Source organism: Treponema sp. OMZ 790, from assembly GCF_024181285.1.
Taxonomy (GTDB): Bacteria; Spirochaetota; Spirochaetia; order Treponematales; family Treponemataceae; genus Treponema_B.
Window position 1 is genome coordinate 1,665,580 of sequence record NZ_CP051201.1, and the last position, 18,351, is coordinate 1,683,930.

The 18,351-nt window shown below is 36.0% G+C and carries 15 protein-coding genes; 5 read left to right on the top strand and 10 right to left on the bottom strand.

Features of this window, described 5'->3' with window-relative positions:
- Window positions 1–95: 95 nt before the first annotated feature.
- The 6 genes from E4O01_RS08050 to E4O01_RS08075 all read right to left on the bottom strand — a co-directional run bounded on the left by E4O01_RS08050 (window position 96) and on the right by E4O01_RS08075 (window position 5,933).
- The gene (locus E4O01_RS08050) at window positions 96–743 is read right to left on the bottom strand and encodes an ABC transporter ATP-binding protein (protein WP_253691545.1); all 648 of its coding nucleotides are present in this window, start codon (window positions 741–743) and stop codon (window positions 96–98) included.
- The gene (locus E4O01_RS08055; RefSeq protein ID WP_253691547.1) at window positions 737–1,621 is read right to left on the bottom strand and encodes an ATP-binding cassette domain-containing protein; all 885 of its coding nucleotides are present in this window, start codon (window positions 1,619–1,621) and stop codon (window positions 737–739) included. The genes E4O01_RS08050 and E4O01_RS08055 overlap by 7 nt, the downstream gene beginning before the upstream one ends.
- Window positions 1,622–1,630: 9 nt before the next feature.
- Entirely contained in the window at window positions 1,631–2,452 is an 822-nt protein-coding gene (locus E4O01_RS08060; protein WP_253691549.1) for an ABC transporter permease, read from the bottom strand.
- Complete coding sequence (locus E4O01_RS08065; protein ID WP_253691550.1) at window positions 2,433–3,383, bottom strand: ABC transporter permease; 951 nt, start codon at window positions 3,381–3,383, stop codon at window positions 2,433–2,435. Before E4O01_RS08065 ends, E4O01_RS08060 begins: the two co-directional genes overlap by 20 nt.
- 3 nt (window positions 3,384–3,386) lie before the next feature.
- Window positions 3,387–4,934 carry an ABC transporter substrate-binding protein gene (locus tag E4O01_RS08070; protein ID WP_253691552.1) on the bottom strand — a complete coding sequence of 516 codons (1,548 nt, stop codon included), beginning with the start codon at window positions 4,932–4,934 and terminating at the stop codon, window positions 3,387–3,389.
- A 90-nt stretch (window positions 4,935–5,024) separates the two neighbouring features.
- Window positions 5,025–5,933, bottom strand: coding sequence for a helix-turn-helix transcriptional regulator (locus E4O01_RS08075; protein WP_253691553.1), 909 nt, complete (start codon window positions 5,931–5,933; stop codon window positions 5,025–5,027).
- Window positions 5,934–6,096: 163 nt separating this feature from the next.
- Between E4O01_RS08075 and E4O01_RS08080 the strand changes: the two genes are divergently transcribed.
- From E4O01_RS08080 to E4O01_RS08095, 4 genes are read left to right on the top strand one after another with little or no spacing between them, the layout of a single operon-like run.
- On the top strand, window positions 6,097–7,008 hold the full coding sequence (locus tag E4O01_RS08080; RefSeq protein ID WP_253691555.1) for a tetratricopeptide repeat protein: 912 nt from the start codon (window positions 6,097–6,099) through the stop codon (window positions 7,006–7,008).
- A 25-nt stretch (window positions 7,009–7,033) separates the two neighbouring features.
- Window positions 7,034–7,945: a hypothetical protein gene (locus E4O01_RS08085; RefSeq protein ID WP_253691557.1), complete on the top strand. Its 912-nt coding sequence runs from the start codon at window positions 7,034–7,036 to the stop codon at window positions 7,943–7,945.
- Window positions 7,946–7,947: 2 nt separating this feature from the next.
- Window positions 7,948–8,802: a GNAT family N-acetyltransferase gene (locus tag E4O01_RS08090; protein WP_253691558.1), complete on the top strand. Its 855-nt coding sequence runs from the start codon at window positions 7,948–7,950 to the stop codon at window positions 8,800–8,802.
- 19 nt (window positions 8,803–8,821) lie between these two features.
- Window positions 8,822–10,513, top strand: coding sequence for a hypothetical protein (locus E4O01_RS08095; protein WP_253691560.1), 1,692 nt, complete (start codon window positions 8,822–8,824; stop codon window positions 10,511–10,513).
- Here E4O01_RS08095 and ispH read toward each other — a convergent pair.
- The 4 genes from ispH to E4O01_RS08115 form a co-directional block, all read right to left on the bottom strand.
- On the bottom strand, window positions 10,493–11,365 hold the full coding sequence (gene ispH, locus E4O01_RS08100; RefSeq protein WP_253691562.1) for a 4-hydroxy-3-methylbut-2-enyl diphosphate reductase: 873 nt from the start codon (window positions 11,363–11,365) through the stop codon (window positions 10,493–10,495). The two genes, E4O01_RS08095 and ispH, sit on opposite strands and share 21 nt — an antisense overlap.
- Window positions 11,366–11,416: 51 nt before the next feature.
- Entirely contained in the window at window positions 11,417–12,556 is a 1,140-nt protein-coding gene (alr, locus tag E4O01_RS08105) for an alanine racemase (protein WP_253691564.1), read from the bottom strand.
- A 93-nt stretch (window positions 12,557–12,649) separates the two neighbouring features.
- Window positions 12,650–14,227: a glycoside hydrolase family 57 protein gene (locus tag E4O01_RS08110; RefSeq protein ID WP_253691566.1), complete on the bottom strand. Its 1,578-nt coding sequence runs from the start codon at window positions 14,225–14,227 to the stop codon at window positions 12,650–12,652.
- Between the two features lies 1 nt (window position 14,228).
- A complete protein-coding gene (locus tag E4O01_RS08115) occupies window positions 14,229–14,918 on the bottom strand; it encodes a DUF4912 domain-containing protein (protein ID WP_253691568.1) in 690 nt (229 codons plus the stop codon).
- Between the two features lie 165 nt (window positions 14,919–15,083).
- Here E4O01_RS08115 and flcA point away from each other — a divergent pair, with 165 nt between their 5' ends.
- The gene (gene flcA / locus E4O01_RS08120) at window positions 15,084–18,323 is read left to right on the top strand and encodes a periplasmic flagellar collar protein FlcA (protein ID WP_253691570.1); all 3,240 of its coding nucleotides are present in this window, start codon (window positions 15,084–15,086) and stop codon (window positions 18,321–18,323) included.
- Window positions 18,324–18,351 lie beyond the last annotated feature (28 nt).

The window sequence follows — 18,351 nt, forward strand, 5'->3', positions numbered from 1 at the left end:
AAATAAGGGTCTCTAAATGGACCTCTTTTACTTAAATTAAAATACAGGTTAGAATTTAACTAATTTTACAGATATAGTCAATAGGGATATCATATTTACAAATAGACAAATTTATCTGCAATTAATGAAAGCATTTCCAAGTCGTGGCTTATAAAAATATAGGCAAGATTATTTTTTTCTTTTATGTCCAATAAAAGACGGATTATTTTTGCCTGAACGCTTGTGTCAAGCATTGAAGTCGATTCGTCAAAAATAATTATTGCAGGCTCCAACAAAAGAGCTCTCAATATTGAAAAACGCTGAAGCTGCCCGCCCGATACTTCTTCAGGATAGCGGTTAAGGAGGGATGAGTCCAACTGAAGATCGTTCATGTTTTCAATAATCTTTTTTTCAAATAATTTTTTTTCAGGTCTTACCGGCATAAAATGCCTTATCTCATTTAAACTATAGGATAAAGTTTTATTCGGGTTAAAAGAATTTTCCGGATTTTGCATTACCAGTTGAATACAGGTGTGAAGCTTTTTTTCGCGCTTTAAAATTTGAACGGGAACGTCCTTAAATAAAACACGTCCCTTTTCGGGTTTTAATAAGCCTAAAATACAATGCACAGCGGTACTTTTCCCGGCACCGCTTCCGCCCGTAATACCTATAATTTCATTTTCGTGTAATTCAAAACTCATATTTTCGATTACAGGTTTTAATTTTTTATTATAACGGTAAGAAATATTTTCAACTTTTAACATTCGCAAACCCTCACAAAATGCTCATCTTTTATTTTTATCATTTTAGATTGAACCGCTTTGCTTTTTTTAATTTCGTTTAAGTTTTGATCCAATAAACAAAAATCGTCAAATGCATTCATGCCGCGGGATGGAAGAGAGGCAAGTAAATTTTTAAAATACGGATGGGTAGGATTTTTAAAAAGCTCTCTTGTTTTTCCCATTTCGTAAATTAAGCCTCCGTGCATTACCATAAGAGAATCGGAAATTTCTTCCGCCATTTCCAAATCGTGGGTTACTAAAACCATTGTAAGTTTTTTTGTTTTATGAATATTTTTTATAAGAGCAATCGTATCCTTGCGTAATGCATTATCAAGCCCCTTGGTAGGTTCATCAAAAAAAATAATTTCAGGCGAGCCTATAATCCCCATAGCAATTAAAAATCTTTGTTTCATTCCGCCCGATAATTGAAAAGGATAAAGTTTGAGAATTTTTTCAGGAGGTTCCAGCCTTACCTCTTTTAAAAGAGAGCATAAGGCTTCATCGGTTACATGTTTTGTTTTCCATGCAAGGCGAAGCTGCCGCTTACAGGTAAGAAGCGGATTAAGGGCAGAAGCGGAATTTTGTAAAACAAAGCCCATTTCATTTTTACGGATAAGTTGTTTTTCCGTTTCTTTAAGGGCATAAAAATTTTTACCTTTCCACATCACCGTACCCGAAACCTGAACGTCAGCCGGTAATAAGCCGCTTATTGTGCGCTCGGTAAGAGATTTTCCCGAACCCGTTTCGCCGGTAATGCAAAATATTTCGCCCTTTTTTATATTAAAATTTAAATCCTTTAATATGGGTTCAGTTTGTCCTTGGAATTTTAAGAAGATATTTTTAACGCTTATATGTTCCATTTTTGCTATTTACAAAACAAGATGTTTTGATCTCCTTTTTTCTCCGGCAGACTTTAGTGCTTCGGACAATTGCGTAAAACAAAGAATTACACTAAATTGCAGCAGTCCCGGACAAAGCACCATCCATGGTGCAATATTTATATAACGTATGGATTCCTGCATTATAAGCCCTATATCCGCATGAGGAGGCTTTACCCCAAAACCTAAAAATGAATAGGCCGATATGGATAAGATGATAGAACCTAAAATCATTCCGGCTTGAGGCAGCATCAGTTTAAAACTTTGAGGTATCAAATGATAAAATATAATACGGCTGTTACTTGCGCCGAGTATTTTTAAATTCAAAATAAACTCGCTATTTTTAAACACAATAATTTCCGCCCTTATTAAACGGGTCAATGAAAAAGAATTTAAAACAATCAATGTTACAACCATTGTTTCGGTTTTTGCTCCGAAGACGGCAGCTAAAATAACAATGGCGATCATAACAGGAAAGCAGAGTAAAAAATTACTGACATGAAAAAATAATTCGTCTGCAATACCTCCGTAATATGCTACAGCTGTACCGGTATATAAACCGATAATAAATGAAAGAATAAAAATAGCTGCAGCCAAAAAGAAAACGGAAATAAAACCTTGCACGCTTCTTAAAAAAACATCCCGTCCGAATTGATCAGTTCCGAAAACATGGCGGAACGAGGGGCTTTGAAATTGCATTTCGGGATTATATGCATTAGGATCAAACCATAATGTAAGAATGCCCATAACAACTAAAATTAAAATGGATATAGACAACCAACACCGCAGTTTTTTATTTTGCATACAGCTCATGAGCTGCCCTCCTGTCCATTTTTAAATAATAAATGTCCGCAAAGAAATTTATCGTAAGCACAATTGTACCGGTAAATAAAATTCCTCCGGAAAGCAAAATGTAATCTTTATTTTCTGAGGCGTTAAACATCAAAAGCCCGAAACCCGGTATCGAAAATATTTTTTCGATTAACACAGAGCCTCCTAAAAGAGCTATAATATTTATTGCCAAAATAGCAACACAAGGAGCTGAAATATTTTTTAACACATGACCGAATAAAATTTTACGGACAGATAAACCTTGAGCCTTTGCCAATTCGATATAAGATTCTTGCAATATCAATGAAGTTTTGCTTTTTATTATCTGCATAAAATATCCTGAACCCATTATACCGAGTAAAAGGCCGGGAATTACTAAGCTTTTTATTCCCTGATACCCTACTACAAAAAGCAGCTTTAATTTTGCAGTACAAATCCACACGACAAGTAAGCCAAGCCAAAAAAAAGGAATGCTCATCGAACATATTCCCCAAATTTCCGTGAGCTTATTTAAAAAAGATTTATTTTTCCACGCAGTATACATAGCAAGCGGAAAGCTGATGCAAATTTCCGTAAACAGTGCTATAATGCTGAGTAAAAGCGTTTTTGAAAAACTTGCTGCAATTTCACTTACGACAGTATCTCCCGTAATCAGACTATTACCTAAGTCGCCTTTGAGAATTCCTTTTAACCAATTAAAATACGCTTCCTTAAAGGGAATATTTAAATTTTGTTCGGCAGCATATTGTTCCGCCTGTGCTTCACTTATAAATGCACCCGAAAGTTTATGCTTTAATATAATCTTAGCCGTACTTTCTCCGGGTGCAAAATACACCACGGAGAAAGAAAGAGCCGTAATTGCCAACAAGTACGGGATAGTAATAAGTAACTTTTTTAATAAAAGCAGCTTCACTGCTTATTTACCCCATTTAACATTTGATAAATCTATTTTATACGTACTTTTTGAAAAGTTAAATCCGCTCAAATCCTTTTTATAAAAAGCTCGACGCGTTTGCGTATAAAGAGGAATAAAGGGATACTCTTCCCATTGAACATCCCAATATTCGGCAACAGCTTTTTTAAATGTTTGTAAGTCCTTTGCTTCCAAAATTTTTTCGGCAGCCTTAACCGTTTCAGAATTAATACCGAAGCCTATACCGAATTCGTTGTAATCTGAATTAAGACCTCCGAATTCCAACGAAGTTGTTAAAGGTTCAAACAAGGAAAGAGAAAAACTCATATCCCATTCTCCCTTTTTAATTTTTTCTATAGCAACGGGCGAATTTACAGCTTCGATATTTACTTCAATGCCTATTTCTTTTAAAGCATTTTGTGCAAAAACGGCAATATCCTTTTGCTGCGGAGTTGTCGTTGAAACATAGGTAAGAGTAATTTTTTTACCGTCCTTCGTTAAAGCACCGTTATTCCAAGTATAGCCTGCTTTTGTTAATATTTCCTTTGCCTTTTTTAGATCATAAACAAAGGGCTTTTTATTTTTAGGCCCGTCATCGAAAGAGGGATTAAACAGATAACCGCAAGCATTAGCTTGTCCAAAAAAAAGCTCCTTCGTAAAGGCTTCCCTGTTTATAACATACTGCAAGGCATGACGCAGTGCCTTATCTTTTAAAGAATCTTTTTTATAATTTAAGCCCATACTGAAAACAATAGTATATGATTTAGGATCCTGCAATAATTTTGTAAATTCTTTTGAGCCGCTAAGTTCATGACTTACAGCTAAAGGAATAGTTCCCGCATAATGTTCAGTAATACCGATAACATCCACCTGTCCTGCTTGAAGAGCCAATTTACGCGCATTGGCATCAGGTATAACAAGCCAAACAAGATTTTCTATTGTGTACGGTTTTTTCTCCCAATAATTGGGATTTTTAACCAGCACAGCCCGCACATTTTTTTCGTAATCCTTTAAGATGTATGGACCTGATCCGATATATTCGGTAATGGTACCGTTCTCCTGTAAAAATTTTGCAGGAATGAGCTGTACCTTTTCAAGTTCATCAAATAGAAAAAGAAAAGGAGTTTTCATTACTACTTTTACGGAAGTTTTATCCATAATATCAATCCGCTTTAACTTAGGACTATAACTTCTAAACTGCGCTTTACCTAAAACCTCAATCGATTTTTTTAAATCTTCGGCAGTTACCGCCGTACCATCCGAATAGGTAAGCCCCTTACGCAAATAAAGCACAAATTCTGTGCTCTCTTTATTTACAGTCCATCTTTCAAGAGCAGCAGGCTGTGCCTTTCTTTCCGAATCTAAGGTTGCAAGAGTGTCAAAAACAAGGGTACCGGCTTCTATGTTTCCTTTAAAATCACGGGCAGCCCCCAAAACAAGAGTCTTTTCCCTTTCACCAAGTAAGTTCAAATCGCCCTCTCCACTTCCCATCGCAAATCCGGAAAATACAAAAAGGCTGAACACAATAAAAAATACAATTAGTTTTTTCATTACATCCTCCAAAATATAAGTTAGATATCGCTAACCTATACCAAAAAAGAATGTAAATGTCTAATCCGAATTTTGCGGAATAATCCGTTTTTATCGATACTTAACAGTAGTTTCCAAGCGTCTAAATTCTCCCGGAGAAAACCCCATAATTTTTTTAAAAGTTGCAGCAAATTTACCGGGATTTTCATAACCTTGTTCAAGGGATATATCCAAGATAGTCTTGTCGGTATTCTTCAAAAGAGAGGCGGCTCTATTCATTTTATATTCTTGTCTGTAAAGATTCGGCGAGGTGCCGTAAACCGATTTAAATATTTTTTGGAAAAGATTATAGCTGATAGCTTCCTGCGAAACGAGGTCGGCTATCGGACACGTAGTATTTACCATCATTGAGCATATTTTCTTTACAATTTTACTATGAGTTTGAGGAGCCGGCATTTTATTCTTTCCGTTTAAAACAGTATCAACGGAAATATGATGCATAAGCTCCATCACTTTTAATTGTATAAGAGGTACCGTGCGTGTATCAAAGAGATCGTATAAATCCAAAAATATTTTCTCCATTCCGCTGTTTGCGGCAATATAATGCCAGCGTTTTGAAAGATTAAATTTCGAAACAAGAGAGGGAAAATCTATACCCCATGTAGAAAATAAGGCGGTCAGCCATGGCGGAAAATGTTTGTATGAAAAAACAACCGAGATTCCCTCATATAGTTCGGCAGGAATCATTGACTCTACTTCTACCAAATTACAAAGAGAAGAAGAAAGAGTCATCTTCCCCATACCGAGGGAATGAAAAGCTCCGTCGGCAAGGAGGGTTTCAAACCGCCCGTACTTACAATGATGAATCAATATATCCTCATCAATTTTATATGCGGAAGGAGAACATCTCCAAATCTTTCCTCCTTCACAAAAATAATGCTGTATTATTATGCCGGGAAAAACTTCTATACTGTACTCCGAGTAATTTCCGTTTTGATGTTTTTTTATTTCAGCTGTCATAGTCAGTTAACATTATACAAAAAGCCGGGATTTTCGGCAAGGGTCAGCTTAACGGCTTAGCTGCCAATATTTACTAAACCGCTTTTTAAATAAATTAGTATTGACTTATAATACAGCCAATGTTAAAATAAAGCTATAGTTTATTACAAAAGGAGAAAATTTTATGAAAAAAACTATCGTATTATTTTTCATTGTGTTGGTATCGTTTCAGCTTTTTGCAGATTATAAAACGGAATATGACAATCTGCTTGCGGCAAGGGATCTGCAGAAGATTGCGGCTCTCCTACCCAAATGGGAAAAGGCAGAGCCTAAAAACCCTGAACTCTACATTGCCTATTTTAACTACTACCTGCTTAAAGGTCAAAGGTCAAAGCATTCATTGGACACCTATAGAAAGGATAATAGTAATTCGTTGGCCTTAGTGGATCAAAAAACAAATAAAATCGCAGGTTATCTAAACAATAACATCTGGTACGAAAAAGAAGATGTCGATAAGGCTCTGTCATATTTGGAGAAGGGTTTAAAATTCGGTAAAAACCGCTTGGACATGTATTTTGGAAGAATCCATATACTAGGAGAAATCGGAGAATACGAAAAGCAGTCGCAAAGGATTATTGAAGTTTTAAAACTTTCCAAAACAATCAAGAATAAGTGGCTTTGGAGCATGAATGAGGCAATTCCATCATCAGAAAGCGAACGCTTTTTCCTAATTTCGGTAACCGAATATTACAAGTCATTGCTTCAAAAAAGCACCCCAGAAACTTTATCTGCCGCAGAAAAAGCATGTGAAGCTCAATTAAAGTTATACCCCAACAATATCGAGGTACATAACTATTTGTCTTTAACCTACATAGGCCAAGGGAAATTCAAAGAAGCTCTGAATGTATTATTGAAAGCCGATAAACTTACAAATGAAGATTATGTAATTATTTTTAATATGGCCAGATGCTATGGAGGGTTAAAGCAATACGGCAAGGCAAAAGAATGTTATCTCCGTATGAAGAAAAATCCGGATAAACGGGTTCAAGATATGGCAGAACAACGGCTTTCGGAACTAAAAAAATTAACCAAATAGTTTTTATAAAGCCGTGTAATCGGTAATGAGTAAAAAAAATCTTACGCCTGATACAATTAAAACCATCCTCAATTCACAGCTTAAACACGGCAAATTTCAAAGCCTTGAATCTGTACAAGTTGCGGGGTATACTTATCAGGACTTATTTAAGGGAACGACCGGCGACAATGATTTTTTTGCGGTAAAAATACGGCAAAAATCGGAGAGCATTAGAAATTCACTTAAATATTTAAATGCTTTAAATGACGGTGAAAACTTTATTTTAAAATATAAAAATACTATTGAAACGGAAAATTACTATATTTTTATAAGCGAATGGCTTAAAGGGCTTCAACCTATCAAAATCGAAAGAAGTCTGATAAAAGAGTTTTTTAAAAAACTTGCATACTTGAATTTAAAAAATAAATCTTCAAGCTCTTTTTCCTCTATGTACTTGGATGGTAAAACTTATCCTTCAATCGAAGACATGATAAATGCTGAAACCCTACCCTATCTCGAAATATACAAGGGTAAACATGATAAAAAAATTATTAAAAAAAACATTGAAAATCTAAATCTAGGTTTAGGCTGCATTATCCTTGAAGACATGAATACCGGAAATATGTTTAAAACCGAAAAAGGCGATTTAAAAATAATAGACACCGAACATATTACTTCCGGTTTAAACTTATACCAGTTTGAGCATATAAATATTTTAGGCTTAAATAAAAAAGAATGGTATAATATTACCGATGAAGCAAAAGAAGTTTTAAACGCATATTTTTCCGAAATAGGCGAAAGTAAAAATAAGGCATTTTTACAAATAAAAGCCTTTGCAATTTTAAGCTTTTTACGGGAGCTTTATTTTCAAATTTGGCAAAAAAAAGAAATAGATTATTCCGAAAAAGATAAAACGCTCGATAGAATATTAAATTGCACAATTGAAGAGGTTCTTTAATAATGAGCATAGATTCAATCATCCTCACCGATATAATTATTTCACAAAAAGAAGTTAAAGACTTTCTTAAAAAAGCAAATCTTAACCTAAAGGGAAAACTAATAGGCTTATTCGATAAAGAAAAAATAATCGGCGCAGGCAGTCTTTATACAAATTATTTCCACCCATACAGGGATTATATAAATGTCTATATCGATGAAGATTACAGGAATATGGGATTAGGAAGAATTCTTTTAAAAACTCTAAAAGAAAAATCCGATAAAAAAAGATTTCAGGTTATGTGTTCTTCCGAAAAAAAAGGGCTTATTCAATTTTTAATTAAAGAAGGCTTTACTTTAATCAGAAGGTCATACAGTTTCGATTTAAGAAAAGAATCTCAAAATATGTTTTTGTCAAAAGAATCTTCCAATGAATTTAAAAATATGCAGATAAAATCTCTTATAAAATTAAATGCAGCCGAAAAAGAAAATTTTAAAAATATTTTTTATTTTAATTATGCCGATACACATAAAAACGTAAATCCCTTAAATGCAGACATAAGCATAAAAGAATTTTCAAAAGAGCTTTTAGCCGATTGTGATAAAGAAAAATCCTCATGTCTTACTTTAAATAATGAAATCTTGGCCTACATGATAGTCTATATGGAAGATTTTCCCGAAATCGGTTACCTTGGAGGGAAAACTATTGAAGACATCTGTATCTATCTAAACTATTTTCAAGTTATAATCAGTAATTTATTAACTTATTATGAACAAATTTGTTTTGAAATAGATGATACCGATTATTATGCTTTTCCTTTAATAAACGCTCTAGAGATTGACTGTAAAGAATCGTATAATACCTATGTACTCGATTAGATAATTTTATGGAGAAAATATGAAAAAAACAAATTTTATTTTTTTAAGTATCATTATACTTATATCGGCATGTGCCTGCCGTCAACAAAACTTGGAAACAAGAGTTTCACATAATGACGCGGAAGAGGGCCCAAGATTAGTATTAGCCGGCGATTTATTTTTTATAGAAGAAGCAGGTGCTTTATATTTAAATCCCGAGGAAGCAATATATGGTTCCTATGTTCTTAAAGGCTCCTACCACGGCACAAAAACATACAATGAAGTCCTATCAACAAATATACCGTTAAAGCCAAATGAAGAATACGAAGTTTCTTTTACCTATAAAATTCTAGAAAAAGCGGATAAGGGATTTGAAGTCACCTTTTATTCGGAAAAAGCAGCAAGCGAAGATAACTGGATAGATAATTTAGAATTCAATGGTGAAAACGGAGAAAAAAAGAAAGTCAGCTTTAAAGGAAAATTAAACAACTATGACGATTATAAGATATCGTGGAATATAATACAGAGTGGTTCTCTTGCTATTGATAATATAAGCATAAAAGAAATCTCAAGCGGAAAAATAATTGCATATCTGAATGTAGACCCCTCAATTTTTAAAATAGACGTTTCCCATAAAAGCATAAAAACAAAGATTGAAAACAAGCCTACGATTCCTGTATTTAACGCGTGGGGAACTAAAGAAACTATTGATGACTGCGATACCGAGCAAAGTCCATACAGTTTAATATGGACAAGCATAGGGATTCCGAAAGAAATTGAATCGATCAAAACGGAGTTATCTTCCAATGAAAGTTACAGAATGCAAAAAGACAAAAACACCATCTACCTTATTTCTCCTCAATGGAATTGCTGGTATCCCGATTACGATGTTCTTCCTAAAACCTCGCCATTTTACCTTAATGAAATTTTTAAACCCCACGAAAATTCCGAATATCCCAAAACCTTTGTTCTCAACTTTGAAAAAGAAGAGTGGCATAACTTATTGGGAAAAAAAGCTTTAAGTTATAAAAATGCAGGTTTTGACGGTCTTATCTTCGACTGGTGGAGCGATGAAGCCGGAAACGGAAGAAACAAAGAACAAGTTCAAAAGGCGCGTTTAAATATATTAAAATCAATCAGGGAAAAGGTTGGGAACGATTTTATTTTAATGGGAAATGTAAATTGGACTATAAACGATCCTACATCAAAATATCTTTCCGGTGCTTTTATGGAACTTTGGAAACCCGAATTAAATAAGGGCTATGCTCTTTACAATAAAGATAATCCCGAAATGTCTATCGAAAAGATGGAAGAAGCCTTGCTATATTGGAATCAGGCCCTGCAATGGCCTAAACTCATAGCCTTTGAAACATGGAAGATTACTGAAGGTAATTATATAGAAGACAGAGTAAGCAAAAAAAACATTAAATACGCAAAACTTTTTGCAGCCATGGCTTGCGTAATTCCCAATAACGGATACTTTTTATATGCGGACAATAATGGAGACACAGCAACAAGCGATCATGAACATGAGTACTATGATTTTTATAAAACCGATTTAGGCAAAGCTGTTTCTGGAATGGTAAAAATAAAAGAAGGAATTGCTTATAAGATTTATCAAAAAGGAATTATAGCTTATAACAGAACCGAAACGGAAGAAAGCTTTAAGCTTGCTGACGGTACAAAAATAAATTTAAAACCTCTTGAAGGCTTATTTTTGAAAATCAAGTAGTTTTTTTTCTACCTCATCGATTATAAAATCGGGGGTAGAAGCTCCGGCAGTTAGACCGACTACGGAATAAGAAAAAATTTCTTTCGGTATTTCTGAAGCATCTTCGATTAACCATGAAGGCTTTTTTGTATTGACAGCAGTTTGATAAAGCCTTTTTGTGTTTGCCGAATTTTTTCCGCCTATAACCAAAACGGCATCAACCTCATGTGCCAATTTTTTTAAGGCAGCCTGTCTGTCGGATGTTGCAGGACAAATTGTGTTAAAGACTTTTAAATTAGGTATCCTCTTTTTTAAAGCCGAAGCTATTGCTTCATATTCGGACTCTTTAATTGTAGTTTGAGCAATTAAAACAGCCCTGCCCTTTTCTTTTAAACAAGAAGGAAATTCTATACTTGCTGCTTCTTCTGCATTTTGAACGATTAAACATTTTCCTTCGGCATAGCCTGCAATACTGATAAGCTCTCCGTGGTTTTTATCTCCGGCTAAAATTATAAAGGCATCTTCTGAATGTTTATGCGCAAGGCTTTGACTCGCCTTTACACGGGAGCAGGTTGCATCAATAATTTGGCCGCAAGTTTTTTCAAGTTCAATTTTTTTTAAAGGAGAAATACCGTGAGCTCTAATTACTATAATCGAATTCCAATAATTTTCCTTACCGGTAAAATTTTCAGAGTCAATTATTTTTACACCTAATTTTTTTAGTTTTTCCATTGTAGGCGGGTTATGTATTAAAGGCCCGTAGGTGTAAAGTTCAAAATTATTTGCATTTTCGTTTGCAGCTTTAAGAACCGTATCAACAGCTCGGCGGACTCCCATACAATAACCCAAAACTTCCGCACGTTTTACGATCATAGACACCTGCCTTGTAAACATTTATTGGAAGCTTCTAAAAATATCGGAAGCTCATTGTATGGTTTCATCAATATAAACACGCGGAACTCTTTTATTTATATCGCATGTCAATTCATACGGTATGGTACCTGCAATTTTTGCAAGGTCTTGAGCCGTGTTGTTTTTTAGATGCTCTTTCAGCGAAGGCCCGAAAATACAAACCTCATCCCATCTCTGAACCCAGGGAGAAGATCCGATATCTATCATGCATTGATCCATGCAAATTCGTCCGATAATCGGAAAAAAGTCCTTACCGATTCTGACACTGAGTCCGGTAAGTGAACGCATGAGACCGTCCGCATAGCCTATGGGAAGGGTCGCAACAAAGGTTTCTTTTTCTGCCTTCCAACATCTGTCATAGGAAACGGTTGTATCCTTTTCAATTTTTTTGATAAGCACAACCTGAGTCACAAGCTCCATAACAGGTTTTAAATTTATCAAAGAACTTAGATCCGGTGACGGCGTATAACCGTACACCAAAATTCCCGGACGCACCATATCGAATTGAGCTTCAGGATATTGAAGCACGGCTCCGGAATTTGAAGCATGAACAAGCCCCGGATTTATTCCTGCTTTTTTAATTTCTTTTATCGAATCTTTAAAAATCGAAATCTGCTTTTTTGTAAATTTTATATCGTCTTCTTCAGTAGAATCTGAAACTGCAAAATGAGTACAAACTCCTTTTAATTCAAGATTTTCGGCCCTTTCAATTTGAACGGCAAGTTTAACTGCCTCCTGAGGCGAACAGCCGATACGCCTCATTCCCGTATCTATCTTGAGGTGAACACCGGCCCTTTTATTTAGTTTTTTTGCAAAACGGTTTAGATCGTTTATAAACTCTTCATCTATAACCAGAGGTTCAATATCATATTTAAGGAGATCGGGTATCTCTTCCAGCACGGGAAGACTTAAAGAAATAATCGGAGCTATAATTCCGGCTTCACGCAATTCGACAGCTTCTTGAATAGAAGCAACCGCCAAATAAGAAACGCCTGCTCTGATTGCAGCAACCGCAACTCTCACAGCTCCGTGTCCGTATGCATCAGCTTTAACGGGAAGGCATATCTTAACATCCTCAGTAAGCCGCTTTTTTATTTCTTTAATATTATATTGTAGATTATCCAAATGGATAATAGCTTTTGTTGCTCTCATAAGAATATTTTATACATTTATATAGTTTTGTTCAAGACCGATGAAAATCGGACATCCGTGTCCGATTTTCATCTTAGAGTTTTGCTGCCGTGTTTATTTTTTTCGGCTGAAAATATGATAGTTAATATCTTTAAAAACCGGATATTTATTTTCTCTTTCCGAAAGCCATTTCGCATCAGGCGAGTCCGCACCAAGAGCTTCATAAGCCGATGTAAAAGAGTTGACATGCTCAACAAAACGCCTTTCGGCAAAATCTTTGAGTTGAGGATCGTTTGCATAAATAGGCCAATACAAAGATTGTAAAAGAAGAATCTCTCTTGCGGCTGCATTTAAAACTCGTTCTTTCAAACTTCCATCCGCGGGAAACATTTCAACAAGTCCTATCATCCTTTCGGTCATCTTGATTATATATCTGTACATCCAGTCGTTTTCTTTTGTTAAGAGTTCGGAAGCATAGCCCGAATGTAAAAAGGAAGAAAAAAACGGTTTAACCGTATAAAGCTGCTTAGACAAATTAGCGGCAGTTGAAGGCAAAATAGCTTTTACATCTTCGCTGTCGTTTATTAACCTAAAAACTTTCTCAAGCCAAATGATTCCCTCGCACCATTTTTTTCCAAAAAAATCTGACGAAATAATCAGAAGAGAAAAAGGCGAATCACAAGTATCGGTTTCTTTAACTACTTTTAAAGCCTCCGTGCGGGAATTAACATAGGATTCGGCATCGGCCCAAATTTGAGCATGAGCCTTTTGTATATCATATAGGGTTTCCTCTTCTTCTTTTGACCAATAGTAAAAACCGATTGCACGCCGTCCCTTTGAAGTATCAAATACGGAAGCCAAATAATCATCGGATAATTTAAAACCGACATCACTATCGACATCAATGTAAACCTTATTTTGAGGAAAAGAATCGGTTTCGTCATAGAGAGAACGGCAGGCGCAAAGATCTGAAGCCAAAAACTTTAATCCGTTTTTTGAAGCAGCAGCCGAAAAAACTCCGGCAGGCGGAACCTTGTCTGAAAGTAAAAAAGATTCCGAGGAAACAATGGTATAGTCATATCCATAGCTTCTGATAATATCATCCAAACCTTCAAAATAAGCCATTGAAGGAATCCAAAAACCGGAAGGGACAGCACTAAAATGTTTTCGGTAATTTATCTGCCCCATTTCTATCTGTGCCGCAATAGCTTCCGGCATATTCGAAAAAAACGGTAAAAAAGAATTTGTTGCAGTTGCGGCCAAAAGTTCTACATAACCTTGTCTTGCAAGATAATCAAATTGTTTTAAAACATCTCCGCCGCAATCTTCAAAAATTCTTTTATTGTCATTAAAGCGCTTTAAATTATATTGAATTAAACGTCTTGTATCTGCACATTCCGAAAAACGGTCAAGTTCCTTTTTTGCAAATTCGATTTTACGCTGAATATTATTTCGATATCTATCCTGTAAAACCTTATCGGCAAGCATATCGCATAAAGCAGGCTCAAAAACCATACCGATTTTAAAAGGAATCTCTTCTTTTATCAAATTAGAACAAATTTTTAAAATCGGCAGATAAAGATAAGACAGGGCATCAAAAAGCCAATCTTCCTCTACCAGCCCTTGTTCAATTTCATTGCGCACATAAGGTAAATGTGCATCCAAAATAAAAAGTAAATTACAATCTTTCAATTTATGCTTCCTCTTTTCCTCTAAATGCTTGACGATAATTTTTAAAGTGATCTTTTTTTAATACGGAAATCCCTGAAAGGCAAACCGGAGAACTTACATCGTTGTCGAGTACACACAAATTATTTGAAATATTTTCCCGTTTAAGACTTATAAGATTAGATCTTGCCAAAATGCCTATATCTCCTTCAAGTTTACGTACGCATAATTCGACCATTGTGGCAGAGTCATCAAAGGAAAGATAAAAGTATCGGCTTCGATCGGATTTTTCAATATCGATATCAAAATAGTCATATGATTCGGATAAATCATTTTCTGAAAACAAAAGCACCCTCAAAAAGAAAGAGTCAAAGTCAAAATCATCTACAACGGTTAAAAATTCGGGTTTATAAAAATCCCAAAAAACAAATGCCCACATGGGATCTCTTAACAATACATGAATTTCGGTATTATTGTAGGAAAGGGGCAGCCCAAGACTATTTTTATCCTCTTGTTCATCCTCCTGAAAAACATCATCATTTTGAGCATTGGAAATTTTTTTGCACAACACATCAGAATCTTCATTTATTTCGAGGAGTTCTTCGATTACCAAATTCCTGCATAAACCTTTGGGCACAAATACGCCGTTGGCATCGGCTATTTGTAAAAGCTCATCCGTAGAAATGGATTGTAAATAACTTTTAGATAAATTCACACATTTCCCCCACTATTAACTTGGTTAGATTATCGGCTTTACAGGCGTATTTCTGAACAAAATCCGGCTAAAAAACTCATTGAAAAAAAACTCCTTTTATGGTATAAAATAATATATCAAGTTGAATAAAAATAAGCCGAAAATAAGGGGGGAGGCCCGCTCAAAATGCCTAGTATAAAAGAGCTTGAAAAATTCAAAAGTCAACTTCTCAAAATAGCAAACGAACCCGAAGTTACGGCCAAATGGGGAGAAAGGCGTGAGGAAATTCCTTTACCCAAAGAAGTACCCGTTCCGGATGTAAACGTGGATGATTTATTAAATTTTAAGACTCAAGACCAAATTTCGCCTGATCAAGAAGCAGATAAAGAGGCGGAATTTGATACGGCAAGCATCATTACATCCGAAATGACCTTACCCTCAGAAGATGAGCCGGGCGAAACCTCCCAAGACTTTGACACAATGCTTTCAGATCTTAATCTGGAAGACACCGATATACCGGAGGCCGTTGACAGCTTAGATGACGACGGCCTTGATGTTCCCGAGGCCCTGTTATCGGGCATAGGGGATATGGTCGAAGAAGCCAGAAACAGCGATGATAAGGCCGACGACATTTTCCCGGACTTTGATTCTAATTTTGCGATGCAGGATCTGCCTCTGGAACCATTGGATGAGGCAGACAAGCCCGATATAGAAAATATAGCCGATTTAGATGCTTTTAACGAGGCCGAAGACACTGGTCTTGAAGAAATTGAAGACGAACCTGCCCCGGCATATAAAGAAATAGACCTTTCAACCGAAGACTTTTCGGACATCGGAGAAATAGAGCCGATCGAAGAAAAAGACGGCTCATCCTTAGAAGCTATTGATCTAAGCATAGATTTCCCCGAAGAGGATTTTTCGGATTCGCATGAAAAAACAAATACAGTACAGGCAGATAAATCCATAGAAAGCATAGACCTTTCGCCGGAAGAAGACGGTTTTGAGGGTATGGACCTTTCCACGGAAAGCGGTACTCCTCAAGATATCGATCTATCGTCCGAACCTGATGATCTGGAAAGCTTTGATCTTTCTTCCGAAGCTGCCGGACTTGAAAACATGGATATATCCCCCTTATCCGACGGCCCCGAAAGTATTGACCTATCTTCCGAAGTTGAAGACAGCTTTGAAACTTCACAAAGCCCCGATTTTTCTCAAGAAGATAATACGGCTCAAGGAGCAGGCTTTGCCGACATAGATATACCCGAAATAGATGAGCATACAGCCTTTGCAATTGACGACAATGTTTTAAATACTGAAATGGGCGGAGGAATGGACGATTTTTCCGTTCCCGAAAGTTTTATTCAATTTTCTCCCGATAAAAATTTCAAATTTTTTGATTCAAAAAAGCCCATAGATGAAGAAGAATATGAAGGCAAAATTCCTCTTTCGATTTCTGAAGAAGATTATGATCATTTAATCGAAAGAATTTCTTCATTCCCGTTAAATTTCAGAATAGAACTTGAAGATTACTTGGTTAATGTAGACGATTCGGAATTGAACAAAATGGAAATCGTTCACTTAATCGTAAATGATGTTTCTTTAAAACGCATAGTTAACAAACTTGAAGGCATCTTGGATAAATCGATTCCGATTCCTAGAGGATTCGATAAAAAATCCTATGAAGAATACGAAAAGGAAAAACGCAGTTTTAAATACCGTTTTGTACATAAAATATTACCGGCTGCAATTTTAACTACCGTCGTTTTGGGCTTTGTTTTTTCGATCTTTGTTTTGGTATGGCAGTTTATATACAAACCCGTTGTTGCTGAAGGCTTCTACAAAGAAGGAATGACCTATATAAACTCAAGCCAATATGAAAGGGCGATAAAAAGCTTTGATGAAGCAGGCAGCTACAAAAAGAAAAGAAAATGGTATTTCAGATTTGCAAATGCCTTCCGTGAAAAAAAGCAGTTTTTATCGGCAGAAGCAATTTATGAAAGACTTTTATTCGATTTTAACCATGACCGTCAGGGCGGCATCGAATACGCCGATATGCTGAGCACGGATTTACGAAATTACGAAAAAGCCGAAAAAGTCCTGCGCAGGGGAGTACTGGACTATCATGTTAACGATCAAAATGCCCTTTTAGCTCTGGGCGATGTATACTTGGATTGGGCCGATGAAGATTCCGAAAAATATGAAGAAGCCCGAAAAACCTATGTAAGCCTAATTAACCTTTACGGCGCCAAGGATGTATTTTCCGGAAGAATGATGCGTTACTTTATAAGGACAGATAATTTGGCAGAAGTTTTGCCCTTAAAAGATCATTTTTTAAACAAAAAACTGCCCAATGAAGACCTAATTGAGCTCAGCGGTTACCTGCTTGAAAAAAGATATGAACCAAAGCCTACAGATTCGGAAAATTTGATAGGAAAAATAGAAGATTTGCGCGAGTTATTGGAAAAATCCATAAAAAACAGCCCCGAAAGTCCTGAAGCAAACTATAATATGGGCCGCTTCTTTTTACATAATCAAAAAAATACGGCAGCCAAGGATTATCTGGTTAATGCAATCAATCTATATGAAGACAGCATAAAAATGACCCCCAAAAGAACTATCAGACAGATAGACTCTATGCGCCTTTATGGGGAACTTATAGCCGAAGAAAAACTTTATAACGAAGCCCAAGAAATCTATGCAAAAGCTTTGGCAAAATATGAAGTCTATACAGCTCAAAAAGGAATATATCCTTCACCGGTAGTCGGAAAACTCTATGCGGATTATGGCGACATTTCCTACTTTATTGCAGGAGATTATGATGAAGCCTTAGATGCTTATGAACATGCCGTAAGGGAATTAAACGACAGCCCCTCAATCCGGTATAGAATGGGTTATATTCACTATCAAAAAGAAAATTATCCTGATGCAATGAAGGCCATGACCCTAGCCTACACCGAAAAACCCGATGACAGAAATCTTTTATACGGATTCGGAAATGTTTTGTTTAAATACACCAATTATTTTGCAGCTCAAGCCTACTACGAAAGACTGATGGAATTATTGGAAGCGGAAAAAATACGCAAGGGAATTATCTTTCCCCAAACCCGTGTTGACCATGCAGAATTTGTAGAAGACTATATGCACACCTCAAACAACCTTGCGGTCGTATTGAACAGAATTGCAGTCCAAAACGGAGACTCCAATAAAAACGGAAGAGCCCTCTCCCTATTCGGGGAATCAACCAGAGCTTGGGATGCTCTCAACAGGAATCCTGAAACCATGATTAGGGCAAAAACAATAAATCTTGCATATGCAAATATTCAAAACATGGTAAAGCCGCGATCGGCATTTACACCCGAAATTTACAGCGATATACCTAAAACTCTTGAAAACGAAAAAATTTTACAGCAGACTGAAGATAGATAGGCAGGGCTGAACCGAAAAAGAAAACGGA